Here is a 14,816-nt window from a genome sequence, read left to right as displayed (position 1 = left end):
GCTCGACTTCGTGAATCGGCAGCGCATGCGAAGCAGGGAATCATCGGCTGGTCCTGATCCTCGCGGTCGGGTCCGATGATTCGGAGGCGCCAGGGCGGCGGATCACCGATTCGCCGCGGCAACCGGCAACGAAAGAGAGATACGGCACCATGGCTGTCGTAACCATGAAGCAGCTGCTCGACAGCGGCGCGCACTTCGGACACCAGACTCGGCGCTGGAACCCGAAGATGAAGCGGTTCATCTTCACCGACCGCAACGGCATCTACATCATCGACCTGCAGCAGACGCTGACCTACATCGACAAGGCCTACGAGTTCGTCAAGGAGACCGTCGCCCACGGTGGCACCGTCCTCTTCGTCGGCACCAAGAAGCAGGCCCAGGAGTCGATCGCGGCCGAGGCGACTCGCGTCGGGATGCCCTACGTCAACCAGCGTTGGCTGGGTGGCATGCTCACCAACTTCTCCACCGTGCACAAGCGCCTGCAGCGCCTCAAGGAGCTCGAGGCGATGGAGCAGACCGGTGGCTTCGAGGGTCGCACCAAGAAGGAAATCCTCATGCTCACGCGTGAGATGAACAAGCTGGAGCGCACCCTCGGCGGTATCCGCGATATGGCCAAGGTGCCCTCGGCCATCTGGGTCGTCGACACCAATAAGGAGCACATCGCCGTCGGCGAGGCGCGCAAGCTGAACATCCCGGTCATCGCGATCCTGGACACCAACTGCGATCCCGACCTGGTCGACTACCCGATCCCGGGTAACGACGACGCGATCCGTTCCGCCGCTCTGCTGACCAAGGTCGTCGCCTCCGCGGTGGCCGAGGGCGTGCAGGCGCGGGCCGGTATCTCCTCCGGTGACGAGAAGCCGGAAGCCGGTGCGGGCGAGCCGCTCGCCGAGTGGGAGCAGGAGCTGCTCGCGCAGGCCGCGCCGCCCGCCGCGACCGAGGCCGAGGCTGCCGCCGAAGCCCCCGCCACCCCGGCCGACGCCTGATTGTCGCGACAGCGTCTGTTCACCTTGCCGACCTCTCCTGCATAGGAGCGGTCGGCAAGGTGGTGTTACCACCCGAAACAACACACAGGAGGATCGCCACCCATGGCGACATACACCGCCGCTGACGTGAAGCGGCTGCGGGAGCTGACCGGCTCCGGGATGATGGACTGCAAGAACGCGTTGGTGGAGACCGACGGCGATTTCGACAAGGCCGTCGAGGTGCTGCGTATCAAGGGCGCCAAGGATGTCGGCAAGCGGGCCGAGCGTGCGACCGCCGAGGGTCTGGTCGCCGCCAGGGACGGCGTGCTGATCGAGATCAACTCCGAGACCGACTTCGTCGCCAAGAACGACGAGTTCCAGGAGCTCGCGGACAAGATCGTGACCGCCGCCGCGGCCGCCAAGCCCGGTGACCTGGACACCCTGAAGGCACTGAAGCTGGACGGTCAGACCGTCGAGGAGGCGCTGCAGGCGCTGGCCGCCAAGATCGGCGAGAAGCTCGAGCTGCGTCGCGTCGTTTCCTTCGACGGCCCGGTCGCCGTCTACCTGCACAAGCGTGCCACCGATCTGCCGCCCGCCGTCGGCGTGCTGGTCGAGTACCAGGGCGAGGGTGCCGCCGCCGCCGACGCCGCGCGTGCGGTCGGCATGCAGGTCGCCGCGCTCAAGGCCAAGTACCTGACCCGCGAGGAGGTGCCGGCCGACGTGGTCGAGAACGAGCGCCGCATCGCCGAGCAGACCGCCAAGGAAGAGGGCAAGCCCGAGGCCGCGCTGCCGAAGATCACCGAGGGCCGCGTCAACGGCTTCTTCAAGGATGTCGTCCTGCTGGAGCAGGCGTCGGTCACCGATTCGAAGAAGACCGTCAAGGCGCTGCTGGACGAGGCCGGTGTCACCGTGACCCGCTTCGCCCGCTTCGAGGTCGGTCAGGCCTGATCAGACCTGCGAAACCCCTCGTGCTCCGGATCCGGTGTACGAGGGGTTTCGGCTGTCCGGACGCTGCCCGTTCATCCGCAATTCCCGAGCTCGACCGGGCGAGTTCGTTGCGTCCGAGGGGGTCTTCTACCCACATCGAATCCGAGTAGGGCAGGATAAAGGCGCTCCGTATCGAGCCTCCGCGTTGCCATCCGGCCCACGTGCTGTGTCGACAGAACGAAATCTATCGCCGAAGGAGACGAACACCCATGACGTACCCCGGGACCGACCGCCCAGGATATCGCCGGGTGCTCCTCAAATTGGGCGGGGAGATGTTCGGCGGCGGCAAGGTCGGGCTCGACCCCGATGTGGTGCAGATGGTCGCCGAGCAGATCGCCGAGGTGGTCTCCAGCGGAGTTCAGGTGGCGGTGGTGATCGGCGGCGGCAATTTCTTCCGCGGTGCCGAACTCGAGGAGCGCGGTATGGAACGCGCCCGCTCGGACTATATGGGCATGCTCGGCACGGTGATGAACAGCCTTGCGCTGCAAGACTTTTTACAACAACAGGGCATCGACACCCGGGTACAGACCGCGATCACGATGGGGCAGGTGGCCGAGCCGTATCTGCCGCTGCGCGCCAAGCGGCACCTGGAGAAGGGTCGCGTTGTCATCTTCGGTGCGGGCATGGGTATGCCCTACTTCTCCACCGACACCACCGCCGCCCAGCGCGCGCTGGAGATCGGCGCCGATGTGGTGCTGCTGGCCAAGGCCGTCGACGGGGTCTTCACCGCGGATCCCCGGGTCGATGAGAGCGCGACCATGTACACCGAAATCACCCATAAAGAGGTCATCGAGCGTGACCTGAAGGTCGCCGACGCGACGGCCTTCAGCCTGTGTATGGACAACCAGATGCCCATGCTGGTGTTCAATTTGTTGACGAAGGGCAATATCGCCCGTGCGGTCGCCGGTGAGAAGATCGGCACATTGGTTCGGTCCTGACCCCGCGCCCGCGGATCATGACGATGACGACGCTCTGGAGGAAACGGTCGTGATTGAAGAAGCGCTCTTCGACGCCGAGGAGAAGATGGAGAAGGCCGTCTCGGTGGCGAAGGACGATCTCGGGTCCATCCGTACCGGTCGAGCGAATCCGGGTATGTTCCAGCGGATTGTCATCGACTACTACGGTTCGCCGACCCCGATTACCCAGGTGTCGAGCATTACCGTGCCCGAGCCGCGGATGGTGGTGATCAAGCCGTACGAGCAGTCGACGCTCGGCGCGATCGAAACCGCGATCCGCAATTCGGATCTCGGTGTCAACCCCACCAATAACGGTGACATCATTCGGATCTCGGTTCCGCAGCTCACCGAGGAGCGGCGCCGTGAACTGGCCAAACAGGCCAAAGGCAAGGGCGAGGACGCCAAGGTCTCGATTCGAAATGTCCGCCGCAAGGCCATGGACGAACTGTCGCGGATCCAGAAGGATGGCGAGGCGGGTGAGGACGAGGTCGGGCGGGCCGAGAAGGAGCTCGACAGGACCACCGCGAAATATGTCGGCCAGGTAGACGAACTGGTCAAACACAAGGAAGCTGAACTGCTCGAGGTCTGAGGTCCGAGGCCGGATCTTTCGGGCCCGCTCGGGCGGGGGACGAACGGAACGACGAGTTGAGCGACGGGACAATCGTGGCCGAGAACGCCGCCGCGACCGGTGCGGCCGAGGAGCCGAGGCCGGCCAACGGCACAGTTGATGCGACGGACGGGCGCGCGGTCGATGCCGCGGTTCCCGAAGCCGCACCTCCCGAACCCGTGCGCACCGATTCCGCGACCTCCGAGGCTGCGCGGCGGGGATCAACCACTCCCGTGACCACTGGAAAGGCGATGGCTACACCCGCAGGGCCGACGACGCCCGGACCCGCGGCGGATGGCCCCGCGATTCCGGCACCTGCGAGCGGTGGGCTCTCGGCCTGGGGACCGCTGACGCCCGGACCCGAGAACGAGGAATCCGCGACCCCCACCCCCGAACATGCGACGGGCGAACCGGTGAATGCCGCCGCCCAGCAGGAGAACCCGGGGGAGCCTGCGGCCCCCGCCTCGCGCGCCGGCCGCAATCTGCCCGCCGCCTTGGCCGTCGGCTTCGGTCTCGGTCTTTCGCTCATCGCGATCCTGCTGTTCGTGCCGAAGGTATTCATCGGCGTCGCGGCCGCCGGAGTCGGCGTCGCCACCTGGGAGGTCGCCAAGCGGCTTCGGGAGGCGGATGTCCTCGTCCCGCGCATCCCGCTCATTGTCGGCGGCCAGGCGGTGTTCTGGCTCGGCTGGCCGTGGGGTGCCAGCGGCGTGGCGGGCGCCTTCGCCGCGACCACACTGATCTGCATGGTGTGGCGCCTTTTCGATCACGGCTTGCAAACCGCGCCGCGAAACTTCTTGCGCGACACCGCGATCGCGATCTTCACCCTGGCCTGGATTCCGCTGCTCGCCTCGTTCGCGACGCTGCTGCTGCTCGAGCCCGACGGCAATCTTCGGGTGCTGACCTTCATGATCCTGGTGGTCTGCTCCGATGTCGGCGGTTACGTCGCGGGTGTGCTGTTCGGTCGGCATCCGATGGTGCCCGCCATCAGCCCGAAGAAGTCCTGGGAGGGTTTCTGCGGTTCACTGGTTTTCAGCGTGATCGGCGGCCTGCTGACGGTCACTCTGTTGCTGAAAGCCAATTCGATGATCGGCGTGGTGCTCGGCGTCGGCCTGGTACTGATCGCGACGGTCGGCGATCTGATCGAATCCCAGGTCAAGCGTGAATTGGGCATCAAGGATATGGGTACCCTGCTGCCCGGCCACGGCGGCATCATGGACCGCCTCGACTCGATGCTGCCCTCGGCATTCGTGTCCTGGCTGGTGCTGTCCACACTGATCTGACCACCTCGACCCCTCCGTGCGCTCGAGGCGTTCGACCGCCGATGTGGCATCGGGCAGGTCGTGGCGGTATGCGTCGGATATCGCGTTCAGCCGAGCGTTCCAATGCCGATTCGCCGGCCGGCGGCGACGAGGCAGGGATGCGTACTAGCGCTTCACGGCGCGGCGGAGTTGGAAGATGCGCACCCCACCCACCAGCGCCATCACCAGGGCGCCAGCGATCGCCGACAGCAGAACCAGGATTCCGACGGGCAGCGAGAAGTTCCAGAAGAACAGGTCCACTCGCTGCTGTTCCAGGTTCTGCAGGATGAAGATCAGCACCACGATCCCGATCAGTGCCGCGACGATCAACCCGACCCAGGTCTGGCCGGTCCGGGTCTTCGTCACCGTCTTGCGGCCGGACGGCTCAACGGTCTTGCGGTCGGCCGGCGACGGGGGTGCGACCTCCTCGGTGTGCTCCGGCTCCGGCGACTCGGCGTGGCTGGTCATGGTCCGATCATGGCTGATCGCTATGGTCGGCGCACGTGTTTCGCCACCGCGGATCGGTGTGCCGCCAAACCAGGCGAGGCCGCTGCGCGAGCGCTGGTGCCGGTCGGCTCGAAGGTGACCTTCGTCGCGTCGGGCGTCGTAATGGTGACCTTCGGTCCGAGCCGCACACGCGAGATGGGACACTGGACAGACTATGACCGCCTCCCTGCCCCTCGTCTTCGATGCTCCGCGCCGCGGCATGCCGCCGCGGCACCTCGCCGACCTCGATGCCGACGGGCGCAAGGCCGCGGTCGAGGAGCTCGGTCTGCCGAAGTTCCGCGCCGACCAGATCGCGCGCCAATACTACGGCCGCCTGCAGGCCGATCCGGAGCAGATGACCGATCTGCCCGCCGCGGTGCGCGACAAGATCGGCGAGGCGCTGTTTCCGCCGCTGATGTCGGTGGTCAAGCACGTTGCCTGTGACGGCGGCCAGACGCGAAAAACCTTGTGGCGCGCGGGCGATGGCACCCTGCTGGAGTCCGTCCTGATGCGCTATCCGGACCGGGCCACCCTCTGCATTTCCAGTCAGGCAGGCTGCGGCATGGCCTGCCCGTTCTGCGCCACCGGACAGGGCGGCCTCAACCGCAATCTGTCCACCGCCGAAATCGTCGACCAGGTCCGCGCCGCGGCCGCCGCCATGCGCGATGGTGAGGTTTCGGGCGGGCCGGGCCGGCTGTCGAATATCGTCTTCATGGGTATGGGCGAGCCGCTGGCCAACTACAAGCGGGTGGTGGCCGCCGTTCGCCGCATCACCTCACCCGCGCCTGACGGGTTCGGTATTTCTCAGCGCAATGTGGTCGTCTCCACGGTGGGCTTGGCTCCGGCCATTCGTAAGCTGGCCGACGAGGACCTGTCGGTCACGCTCGCGGTATCGCTGCACACCCCGGACGACGAACTGCGCGACACGCTGGTGCCGGTGAACAACCGGTGGCCGCTCACCGAGGTCCTCGATGCCGCCCGCTACTACGCCGATAAGAGTGGTCGTCGGGTGTCGATCGAATACGCGCTGATCCGCGATATCAATGACCAACCGTGGCGCGCGGATATGCTCGGCGCCAAGCTGCACAAGGCCTTGGGCTCGCGTGTGCATGTGAACGTCATCCCGTTGAACCCGACTCCGGGTAGCAAGTGGGATGCCAGCCCGAAACCTGTTGAGGCCGAATTCGTTCGGCGCGTCAACGCACAGGGCGTGCCGTGTACAGTGCGTGATACCCGAGGCCAGGAAATCGCCGCCGCCTGCGGACAGCTCGCCGCCGAAGGTTAGCGGTGGTCGGCGTTCCAACCTGAGCGGAGCAGGTCGAGGGATTCGATGCGGTCGGTTCTGTGGCGAAGAGGTGTTGTTCGGCGACCCGCCGTGGGAAGCGGCGCTATAGCGGCGGTGCGCTCGGTGTCCGTTGTGACCGCGATCCCAGTGGTTTGACGAAGCCCGAGTGCAGCAGTCGGATTCGGAACCTTCAAGTGCTGGGCGGCTGGTGAAGTTCCTTGCGTCGCAGCGAGATCAGATTCGCCAGTTGGTGGGTTGTCTTGTCGTCGAAACCGATATCGGACAGTTGCTCCAGCCATGGTTCTGCCGCCTCGACGATCCGTGACAGGCTGCGGTCGATGGCTCGCTTCGGCACTCCGAGGCGGGCGGCTGCCTCGGCCCACCACCGGTAGCCAAGATTTCCATCGCGCCCAAAGAGCGACAGGGCCATTGGATCGCTCCAGCCCAGATACGGTTGGGTGCTGAGTAGGTCGTAAGCAGGTGTCACTTCCCACATCCCAGCGGGATCCTGCCGGACAGATAGATTTTTGCCGTGCAGATCGCCGTTTCCGATGAGATAGCTGAATGCCGCGATTTCGAGCATCTGCAGTGTGGCCAGAGGCCGTGATCCGCGCCCCAGTTCGACGGCTGCAGCGAGGCCTTTGATCGCTTCCTGCAATGTGATTCGGTACTTGGCGGCAGGGTAGCGTCCCAGAATCTGACAGGCGTCTTCTTGTGCCAAGCGGACGACTTTCCCGTGTTGGATGACACGGTCGAACCGGTCGATGAACAGTGCTGTGCGGCCGTTTCTGTCGGTAGCGAGTTGATGGTGGGGGACTCGGATGCCGCACGCATCGGCCATGTCGAGAAAGAAGTTCTCGTTCTCGACCATGAATGGGTATTCCGGTGGGTTGAGTTTCAGAATGGCCGGCCCGCGCGTAGTGGAGATCGGCGTCGAAATCATTTGTGCGGAGACCTTGACCTGGACGCCGGGTAGCGCGGCGCGGTCGAGGTCGCCGGCATCGGTGGAGGTGGCGCGGGTGAACAGTGTCGCGAAGTCCGCAGTCGTGGTGTCTGTCTGGTCGAACAAAGCGGGTGGGTCATTCAGAACGGTTCCGGCGGGCAGCACCTGGATGTCGCCGATGGTGTCGGCACCGACTGCCAGCAGAATGCTGAAGTGGTCGTCCGCACTGGTCCTTGTGGCCGATGTAATCGCCGTCAGTCGCAGTCCTTCGGGCAGCAAGCCAGCGAAGAAGGCTGGCACCGAGCCTCCGGTCGCCCGGGACAGCCGTGCCTGCTTCGGCAAGGTGAAAGCGATCGGTGGTGTCGCTCGGGCGGCTAGATATGGCTCGGCATAGATGAACACAACATCGTCGCGTTCGCGGCGCAATTGTCCGGCGAACTGACCGGCCTTGTAGACATCGGCTTCGTCGACGTCGCGCAGGTCGGTCAGGTCGCCGGATGCCGTCACCGGTCCTCCGCGGCGTGCAGTGTAACGGCGCTGTCGGTCAGGGCTCGAGCATCCGCGTTCGGCATGCCGACGAGCGCCAGTCCGAGGGCATCCATGATGCGCAGGGTGATTGCGAGGGTTGGTGACGTTTGTCCGGCCTCCAGGGTCCGTACCGATGAAACGCCGACATCGGCCAGGTCGGCTAGATCAAGTTGGGTCAGCTCGAGGGTGCGTCGCCGCTCTGCGACGAATGCCGCGAAGGAAGCAAGCGGACCAGTCTCGCCTCGAGATCGGCGACGGGGTTTCGGCCGTGTCACCTGTCTCCTATCATTGCTATCGCAGTGTTAATGTGCGCAGGCGGGTGTGATCGATCGGCTGGTCCGGCATCGGCAGCCTTTAACGGTTCTATAGCAACGATAGCATCGGTCCATCTGCGGAGCCGAGGCCTACCTCACTCCAATCATTGCGTTCGCAATGCTAAGCCGGTGGTCGGCGATATCCGGCCGTGGTCTGGCAGTGTGCGACGAACGAGTCGATCACGTCGCGGAAGCCGAACAGGAACCGACCCGCTATGGCTATCCGGCGCGGCGAGGGCAGCCCGGGGCCCAGATGACCGAGCCGGAAGCCCATCATCGGCAGCCCGGCCTTGCCTGATGCGGTTGCTGTCCGACCAGAATTGGGCACCCCAGCCAGGTGGCGATCGCGGTCTGCGCGGCACATTTCTTCCGGATGGCCGAGTTTCGGTGGCCAGTGACGGGATGCGGCGAACAGGTGTCGCACCACGACCGCCATCGGCGCGAGGGTGGCCGAGGACGTCATCGACGTATTCGCGAATGTGCTTGCTCAGCACCGGGTCTGGCGCCCGTCGACCGTCGCGGTGTCGGGCCTGACGTTTCAGCTCGGCCACGGATCGGCGAGAATGTGTCAGGTTCGCGTGTGGTATGCGATGCACGCGAACGGGCCTCGGATCGACAAGACCGAGGCCCGTTCGACGGGTGGCGCTAGCTGCCGCTGTGGCTGTGCTGGCCGCCCTTCTGCTTGGCCGTCGTCGGCTGCGCCTGTGCGCCCTTGCGACCGGTTTCGCTCGGGTCCGCGGCGTTCTGCCGGCCGAAGCTGCCGCTGCTGGCTCTTCCACCCTTGCTGGCCTGCTCCCGGGTGTCCCTGCGATTGCCGAACTGCCCGGGGTTCTTCGGAGCTGGCATGATGGCCCTCATTTTCGGTTGCCCGGCATGATCGCAGAATCCCAACTGTCGCAGGCGGATCGAGCTACGGGCTTATCCGGTGATCGACTTCATCCAGTCGATGACGGCGGCCTGATATTGCGCGGTATTCCGCGCGAGATTCACCGAATGCCCGCTGCCGGGGAGTACGAAGGTGCGCAACCGCGCGGCCGGACCGAAAAACGCCGCTTCCGCGGCCTGCAGGGTTGCGGCATCGGCGCAGATCGCATAGGCGGGTCCGCACGACAACCGGTCCAAACTGCCGTTGACCACCATGACCGGGGCGGTGATGAGGCTCGACATCCCGGGCAGGGTAGAGGTGAGCCCGTCGGGATATTCGGTGAGCGAGAAGGTTTCCTTGGTCGCCTCATCGATCGCGAGCACCTGTGGATCGACATTGTCCGGCCCGAAGAAATCGACGGCCCTGGTGCCCGGCCGGGTCACGAGATAGCCCGAATCGAATCCGCGGCTGGCGAATATGGGATCCTGCACGGCCTGGTAGTAAGTGCTGATCACACCGAGAACGTCCGGCACGCTCAACGTGTGTGAGTATCCGGTGAGCAGCACGCCGTCGACGTCGTGGTAGGTGGTGGCCTCCATGACCGAGGTGCCCGAGCTCAGCGAATGACCACCGGTGACGACCTTACCGAAGGGTTGTGCACCCGCGAGACCGTGGCGCAGGGCCTGCACGATGTCGTGCAGGGCTTGTGCGGTGGCCGTCGCGGTCAGTGACATGCTCGGCGGGCGAGTGCTCGCGCCGTTACCGAGTCGATCGGCCACCAGCGTCGCGTAGCCCGCGGCGTTCATCGCGCGCCGGAAGTTGTAAGTCTCTGGGGCGTAAGGGAAATCCCAGTAGGTGTGGTTGTAGTTGGAGCCCGCCATCAACACCATGACGGTGTCGGTCGGCCGGTCCGGCAGGCACAGGGTAGCGCCCAGGGTTCCCTGCGGTACCGGGAATGTGATCTCCTGACACCGGTCCGGCGAGGCGGCCGGATCGGCATCGGCCACGCCCGGCACGACACCGAGCATTGTCGCCGCCGCGGTAGCGGCCACCAGCATTCGGGCGTAGAGCTTTTTCGTCACCGCGTTCCCTCCGAACGGGAAATATCGTGTGCCGCGCCATCTTCTGGCGAATCACCATACCGCACAGGAAGATCCGTAGCTATGGGGTTGCGTGCCGGAGACGCGATCTACGATGCACCGCATGGGTTCGCGTGGTGTGCATTTCGTCGGTAGCTTTCCGGGTACGAGTACGGACGACGCGATGCGCGCGATGCTCGATGCCGCGGGACCGCGGCTACGCACGCTCGCGACCGGGGAGACACGTCGCTACGAGTTCTACATCCAGCCGATCATCGAGGATCTGGTGGCGCAGGGCGCGTTGGAGGTGAAGAAATCGGGCACATGGCAGTCGAGTCGGGAGCGGACCATCCATCGGGTTCCGCAGGGGCGCGAGCTGACGGGCGACATGATGGACCTCGGTTATCTCGCCGAGGCCCAGGAGGCGCTCCCGATATTCCGGGATCTGCGCGCGACGCGCGAGTTGCCCGAACTGACCCTCCAGATCGGCATGCCGACCGATCTCACCCTGGCTTTCATCGCCATGGGCATTTCCGGTGTCCGCGCACACCGCAAGGCATTCCGTGACGCGACCGTGCGCGATATCGCGGCCATCCACGAACTCGTCGGTACTGACGGGGTCCTGCAGCTGGAGGCCACAGCGGAAATGGTGCTCATGGCGCGGACACAACCACTGCACCGACGGCTGGATGCGGCATTGCGGCTGGGCGCGGGGATCGCGGCGCTGGCCGAATCCGCGCCCGCGGGAACCAGATTCGGCGTCCATCTGTGCGTCGGCAGCATGCGCAACAAGTCCCGGGTCAGCATGCGCGATCTGCGCCCCTTCGTGGAGCTGGCCAATTCTGTTGTCCGGCAGTGGCCGTCGGATCGCCCGCTGACCTATCTGCACGGTCCGTTCGCGGCCGGAGATATCCCGCCGTCGGCGAATCCCGCGTTCTATGCCCCGCTCGCCGATCTGTCACTCGCCGAGGGCACCAATTTCTACGCGGGATTCGTGCACGAAACTCCTACGGTCGCCGAGCAGGTCGAGACCTTACGGATGATCGAGAACGCACTGGGTAGACCGGTCGACGGCGTCGCGAGCTCATGTGGCCTCGGTCGTCGTCCGCGTCCGATCGCCGACACGCTCGCGGCCCGTGCCGATACGCTCGCCGCGGCCTAGGGTTTACGTCCGACGCCGCCCAGCATCACCAACTTGGTGCGCGGCAGGTCGTCGTCGAGCCATTCCTGTATCGGCACCAGACCGGGTTCGACCACCTCGAAACCGTCCAGGTAGGCGGCCACCATTTCCGGGGTCCGGAACCGGACCTGTGCCGAGCTGCCGTCGGTGTCTCCGGTCGACCGCTCGACGAACTCCGGTTGCGTATCGACGGATCCGTGCGTGAAGGCCAGGATGCTTCCCGGCGCCATCTCATCGCGCAAGCGTGCGACGATATCCGCCGGATACTCATCGTCCATCACGAAGTGCAGCACGCCGACGATCAGGATCGCGACCGGCTGGTCGAAGTCGATGTGCCCCTCGGTCTTGGTCTTCTCGATGATCTCGTCCGTTCGACGAATATCACCGAGTATCGATGTGACACCGGACGCACCGGACAACAGCGCGTGAGTGTGCACGTACACGACCGGGTCGTAGTCGATCATCACAACGCGCGCCGAGGAGTCGATCTTCTGCGCAACCTCGTGCACATTGGGCGAGATGGGGATACCGGCACCGATATCGATGAACTGCCGAATTCCGGCCTCTGCGGCTTCTGCCACGGCTCTGTGGAGGAATTTGCGACTGAACCAAGCCGTCGACTTGGTGTCCGGTGCGACCGCGAGCATTCGCTCGGCGACCCGTTGGTCCACCGTGTAGTTGTCTTTACCGCCGAGCAGGTAGTTGTACACCCGAGCTGCGTTCGGCTTGGATGGATCGACGCCCGCCGGTGCCCGATCGGCCTCAGCCACCGCACCTCCTTGATGTTCTTCGACAAATCGTAACAACGTCTGGTCATTTGTCCGCCTCGATCGAGCCGCGCCGTTCGATTGCGGTGAATCCTTTGTGCGGGTTTACACCTCTCATACTTGTGTCGGCAACACGGCCGGCACGAGATCGGGAGGTTTGTCGTGATCATTGCCGCGATTGTCGTTGGGGCGCTGCTCATTTGTGCGTGCAGCATCACCGTGCTGCGGCGGCGGAGCCGGTCGCGGTGACCGAGGGGTGCTGGCCCGACGAACATCTCGTCGCCGCGGCTCGGGAGGGCGATATCGAATCGATCACCACGCTGGTATCCGGATCGCATCCGCATGTGCGGCGGTTCGCCTACTCGCTGTGCGCGACGCCGGAGGATGCCGAGGACGCGGCGCAGGAGGCGTTGATCATTCTGTATCGCAAGATCGGGACGCTGCGGGCTTCGGGTGCGTTGGCCTCGTGGATGTTTCGGATCGTGCGCAACGAGTGTCTGCGGCAATTGCGGTTGCGCGCGCGTCGGGCCGAACCGATTCCCGACTCGGCCATCGCATCGGCGGAAGAGGAGGCGATCAATCGCTGGGAGGCCGAGCGGGTGGCCGCGGCGATCGCGGCACTGCCCGGCGATCAGCGGCGAGTGCTGATCATGCGGGATGTGCAGGGGTACAGCGGTCGAATGGTCGCGGATCTGCTCGGACTGAGCACCGCGGCGATGAAATCACGACTGCATCGGGCGCGTGTGGCGGTGCAGCAGCGTCTGGAGGTCGGTAATGCGTAATGATTTCGCGAGTGCGTCGTTATCGCGCCATTTGGCCCGTGGCGCAATCGGATTCGGCGCCGCAATCGGTTCATTCGCATTGCTGCCGGTGGTGGGCGCGATAAGCCTGCTGCTCCTGCCGGTCGGCCTGGTCGCACTGCGCGGCTGCCCCACCTGCTGGACGATCGGCTTGCTCCAGACCCTCTCGCGTGGCCGATGGCGGCGTTCGTGCACCGACGGGACTTGCCAACTGGTCACCACGAAACCCGGTGCGGCATAACCGCTTCCATCACCCCGAAAGACAGCCGCACCCCGAAATGGGTGCGGCTGTTGCGCTAGGGGCGGTTCTTCGCGGGGCGGTTGGACGCGGCGCGGCGTTCGGCCTGTCGGGCTTTGATGCGCTCGTCGTCCTTCCGCACTGCGGCGTAGTTCTCGCGCTCGCGAATCAGCCATTCGGGCGGGTCGGCGAGCAGCGCGGCGATCTCCTCGGCATTCATCGCGTCGGAGACTTCGGCGCGGGCCAGGCCGGTATTGGAAACTCCGAGTTTGCGGGCGACGATATCGCGGGGGAAGGGGCCCGTCTTGCGCAGCTCGGTCAGCCAGGCCGGGGGATCGGTGCGCAGTTGTTCGAGGTCGGCGCGGGAGATCGGGGAGTTGCGGAATTCCTCGGGCGTCGCCGGAAGGTAGATGCCGAGCTTGTTCGCCGCGGTCAGCGGCTTCATGGTCTGCGGTTTCTTATCCGGGCTCACCGGTACAGAATATCCGGCCATCGCACGGCTCCAGACCACCCGCCTCGCGGATCCCCGACCCGGATGGCAATACCCTCGTACGAATGAACCCCGAGTCCATCGACGTGACCCGCCTGCGCTGGTTCGTCGCGGTTGCCGAGGAACTGCATTTCGCCCGCGCGGCGAAATCGCTGCACATCTCTCGGCAGAAGTTGAGTCATACGGTGATCGACTTGGAGCGCGAACTCGGGACCGAACTCTTCGTGCCCGGGGCGCAGCCGACCCAGCTGACCGAGGCCGGACAGCAGTTGCTGCGCGCTGCCAGGGATATCATCGCGCACGCCGACGAGCCCGAGCCCGTGGCCGCGGAGGATGTCGCACTGCGGGTCGGCTTCGTACCGGGCGTCACGGTGTCCAAGTGGGTGCGGATCTGGGGTGAGCGGTTTCCGGACACGTCGCTGGAGGTGATCCCGATTCCGATGGCCGAACAACTCGCGGCGCTACGTGAGGGTCGCGTCGACGCCTGCTTCGTTCGCCTACCCATCGACCGTGCGGGTCTCAGCGCGATTCCGCTCTACCGCGAATTGCCTGTCGTCGTGCTGCCCAAGGACCACACCCTGTCGCTGTTCGAACAGGTGGGCATGGGCGATCTGGAGGGTGAACGGATTCAGGACTCGGGTGATATCGATGCGATCGCGAGCACCATCGAATTGGTCGCGGCCGGGGTCGGTGTCGCCATCGTTCCGCATTCGATTGCCCGTCTGCACGCCCGCCGCGACCTCGTCTATCGGACGATGATGGGCGTCCCGGATACGGAAATCGCACTGGCCTGGCCCGCGGCACAGACCACCGAGCTGATCGAGGAGTTCGTCGGCATCGTGCGCGGCCGCTCGGAACGCAGTTCGCGCACCCAGGCTCAGCGCAAGAAGACCGAGCCGAAGAAGACCACCGCGAAGCGCTCCACTCGGGGTACGGGGAAGAGCGGCGTCAAGAGCACCGGAGCCAAGAAAAAGCCCGCCAAGCGCCGAGGGCGTTAGGCGGGCGAATTCGCAACCGAGTCAATGCCT

The 14,816-nt window shown here is 65.2% G+C and carries 18 protein-coding genes; 10 read left to right on the top strand and 8 right to left on the bottom strand.

The window, feature by feature from the left end; genetic code table 11:
* The first annotated feature begins 149 nt into the window (after positions 1 to 149).
* From rpsB to AB0L58_RS20665, 5 genes are all read left to right on the top strand, one after another.
* On the top strand, positions 150 to 986 hold the full coding sequence (gene rpsB / locus AB0L58_RS20685) for a 30S ribosomal protein S2 (protein ID WP_364388974.1): 837 nt from the start codon (positions 150 to 152) through the stop codon (positions 984 to 986).
* A gap of 102 nt (positions 987 to 1,088) precedes the next feature.
* Positions 1,089 to 1,913, top strand: a complete 825-nt coding sequence (tsf, locus tag AB0L58_RS20680; RefSeq protein ID WP_364388972.1) for a translation elongation factor Ts — start codon at positions 1,089 to 1,091, stop codon at positions 1,911 to 1,913.
* Between the two features lie 248 nt (positions 1,914 to 2,161).
* Entirely contained in the window at positions 2,162 to 2,890 is a 729-nt protein-coding gene (gene pyrH / locus AB0L58_RS20675) for a UMP kinase (protein WP_364388970.1), read from the top strand.
* 49 nt (positions 2,891 to 2,939) lie between these two features.
* Positions 2,940 to 3,497, top strand: coding sequence for a ribosome recycling factor (gene frr / locus AB0L58_RS20670; RefSeq protein ID WP_364388968.1), 558 nt, complete (start codon positions 2,940 to 2,942; stop codon positions 3,495 to 3,497).
* 431 nt (positions 3,498 to 3,928) lie between these two features.
* Positions 3,929 to 4,795 carry a phosphatidate cytidylyltransferase gene (locus tag AB0L58_RS20665; protein WP_364389234.1) on the top strand — a complete coding sequence of 289 codons (867 nt, stop codon included), beginning with the start codon at positions 3,929 to 3,931 and terminating at the stop codon, positions 4,793 to 4,795.
* A gap of 144 nt (positions 4,796 to 4,939) precedes the next feature.
* Here AB0L58_RS20665 and AB0L58_RS20660 read toward each other — a convergent pair whose 3' ends face one another.
* Positions 4,940 to 5,281 carry a lipopolysaccharide assembly protein LapA domain-containing protein gene (locus tag AB0L58_RS20660; RefSeq protein WP_364388966.1) on the bottom strand — a complete coding sequence of 114 codons (342 nt, stop codon included), beginning with the start codon at positions 5,279 to 5,281 and terminating at the stop codon, positions 4,940 to 4,942.
* Positions 5,282 to 5,474: 193 nt separating this feature from the next.
* On the opposite strand from AB0L58_RS20660, the gene rlmN reads away from it, so the two are divergent.
* Positions 5,475 to 6,584, top strand: coding sequence for a 23S rRNA (adenine(2503)-C(2))-methyltransferase RlmN (gene rlmN, locus AB0L58_RS20655; protein ID WP_364388964.1), 1,110 nt, complete (start codon positions 5,475 to 5,477; stop codon positions 6,582 to 6,584).
* A 190-nt stretch (positions 6,585 to 6,774) separates the two neighbouring features.
* Here the strand turns inward: rlmN and AB0L58_RS20650 are convergent, their stop codons facing one another.
* From AB0L58_RS20650 to AB0L58_RS20630, 5 genes are all read right to left on the bottom strand, one after another.
* A complete protein-coding gene (locus tag AB0L58_RS20650) occupies positions 6,775 to 8,034 on the bottom strand; it encodes a HipA domain-containing protein (RefSeq protein ID WP_364388963.1) in 1,260 nt (419 codons plus the stop codon).
* Entirely contained in the window at positions 8,031 to 8,330 is a 300-nt protein-coding gene (locus AB0L58_RS20645; RefSeq protein ID WP_364388961.1) for a helix-turn-helix domain-containing protein, read from the bottom strand. The genes AB0L58_RS20650 and AB0L58_RS20645 overlap by 4 nt, the downstream gene beginning before the upstream one ends.
* Positions 8,331 to 8,490: 160 nt before the next feature.
* Positions 8,491 to 8,832, bottom strand: coding sequence for a hypothetical protein (locus AB0L58_RS20640; protein ID WP_364388960.1), 342 nt, complete (start codon positions 8,830 to 8,832; stop codon positions 8,491 to 8,493).
* Positions 8,833 to 9,014: 182 nt separating this feature from the next.
* Positions 9,015 to 9,215, bottom strand: coding sequence for a hypothetical protein (locus AB0L58_RS20635; protein ID WP_364388958.1), 201 nt, complete (start codon positions 9,213 to 9,215; stop codon positions 9,015 to 9,017).
* 72 nt (positions 9,216 to 9,287) lie between these two features.
* The gene (locus AB0L58_RS20630) at positions 9,288 to 10,316 is read right to left on the bottom strand and encodes an alpha/beta fold hydrolase (RefSeq protein ID WP_364388956.1); all 1,029 of its coding nucleotides are present in this window, start codon (positions 10,314 to 10,316) and stop codon (positions 9,288 to 9,290) included.
* Between the two features lie 121 nt (positions 10,317 to 10,437).
* On the opposite strand from AB0L58_RS20630, the gene AB0L58_RS20625 reads away from it, so the two are divergent.
* Complete coding sequence (locus tag AB0L58_RS20625) at positions 10,438 to 11,475, top strand: hypothetical protein (RefSeq protein ID WP_364388954.1); 1,038 nt, start codon at positions 10,438 to 10,440, stop codon at positions 11,473 to 11,475.
* Here AB0L58_RS20625 and AB0L58_RS20620 read toward each other — a convergent pair.
* Positions 11,472 to 12,263: an SAM-dependent methyltransferase gene (locus AB0L58_RS20620; protein WP_364388953.1), complete on the bottom strand. Its 792-nt coding sequence runs from the start codon at positions 12,261 to 12,263 to the stop codon at positions 11,472 to 11,474. The two genes, AB0L58_RS20625 and AB0L58_RS20620, sit on opposite strands and share 4 nt — an antisense overlap.
* A gap of 203 nt (positions 12,264 to 12,466) precedes the next feature.
* Here AB0L58_RS20620 and AB0L58_RS20615 point away from each other — a divergent pair, with 203 nt between their 5' ends.
* Positions 12,467 to 13,042: an RNA polymerase sigma factor gene (locus tag AB0L58_RS20615; RefSeq protein ID WP_364388951.1), complete on the top strand. Its 576-nt coding sequence runs from the start codon at positions 12,467 to 12,469 to the stop codon at positions 13,040 to 13,042.
* On the top strand, positions 13,035 to 13,301 hold the full coding sequence (locus AB0L58_RS20610; protein ID WP_364388949.1) for a hypothetical protein: 267 nt from the start codon (positions 13,035 to 13,037) through the stop codon (positions 13,299 to 13,301). Before AB0L58_RS20615 ends, AB0L58_RS20610 begins: the two co-directional genes overlap by 8 nt.
* A gap of 55 nt (positions 13,302 to 13,356) precedes the next feature.
* Here AB0L58_RS20610 and AB0L58_RS20605 read toward each other — a convergent pair whose 3' ends face one another.
* Positions 13,357 to 13,770 carry a DUF5997 family protein gene (locus AB0L58_RS20605; protein ID WP_364388947.1) on the bottom strand — a complete coding sequence of 138 codons (414 nt, stop codon included), beginning with the start codon at positions 13,768 to 13,770 and terminating at the stop codon, positions 13,357 to 13,359.
* A gap of 83 nt (positions 13,771 to 13,853) precedes the next feature.
* Here AB0L58_RS20605 and AB0L58_RS20600 point away from each other — a divergent pair, with 83 nt between their 5' ends.
* Positions 13,854 to 14,786: a LysR substrate-binding domain-containing protein gene (locus tag AB0L58_RS20600; protein WP_364388945.1), complete on the top strand. Its 933-nt coding sequence runs from the start codon at positions 13,854 to 13,856 to the stop codon at positions 14,784 to 14,786.
* The last annotated feature ends 30 nt before the right edge of the window (positions 14,787 to 14,816 follow it).

Origin of the sequence: Nocardia sp. NPDC052112 (assembly GCF_040680135.1) — a bacterium.
Lineage (GTDB): Bacteria > Actinomycetota > Actinomycetes > Mycobacteriales > Mycobacteriaceae > Nocardia.
Note: the sequence above shows the minus strand (reverse complement) of the source record. Positions and strands in the feature narration are given on the sequence as shown.

Bases quoted from the DNA above. Each gene is read 5' to 3' on its own strand.
- rpsB (WP_364388974.1), top strand. From the start codon at position 150: ATGGCTGTCGTAACCATGAAGCAGCTGCTCGACAGCGGCGCGCACTTC.
- tsf (WP_364388972.1), top strand. From the start codon at position 1,089: ATGGCGACATACACCGCCGCTGACGTGAAGCGGCTGCGGGAGCTGACC.
- pyrH (WP_364388970.1), top strand. From the start codon at position 2,162: ATGACGTACCCCGGGACCGACCGCCCAGGATATCGCCGGGTGCTCCTC.
- AB0L58_RS20660 (WP_364388966.1), bottom strand. From the start codon at position 5,281: ATGACCAGCCACGCCGAGTCGCCGGAGCCGGAGCACACCGAGGAGGTC.
- rlmN (WP_364388964.1), top strand. From the start codon at position 5,475: ATGACCGCCTCCCTGCCCCTCGTCTTCGATGCTCCGCGCCGCGGCATG.
- AB0L58_RS20640 (WP_364388960.1), bottom strand. From the start codon at position 8,832: ATGACGTCCTCGGCCACCCTCGCGCCGATGGCGGTCGTGGTGCGACAC.
- AB0L58_RS20635 (WP_364388958.1), bottom strand. From the start codon at position 9,215: ATGCCAGCTCCGAAGAACCCCGGGCAGTTCGGCAATCGCAGGGACACC.
- AB0L58_RS20625 (WP_364388954.1), top strand. From the start codon at position 10,438: ATGGGTTCGCGTGGTGTGCATTTCGTCGGTAGCTTTCCGGGTACGAGT.
- AB0L58_RS20610 (WP_364388949.1), top strand. From the start codon at position 13,035: ATGCGTAATGATTTCGCGAGTGCGTCGTTATCGCGCCATTTGGCCCGT.
- AB0L58_RS20600 (WP_364388945.1), top strand. From the start codon at position 13,854: ATGAACCCCGAGTCCATCGACGTGACCCGCCTGCGCTGGTTCGTCGCG.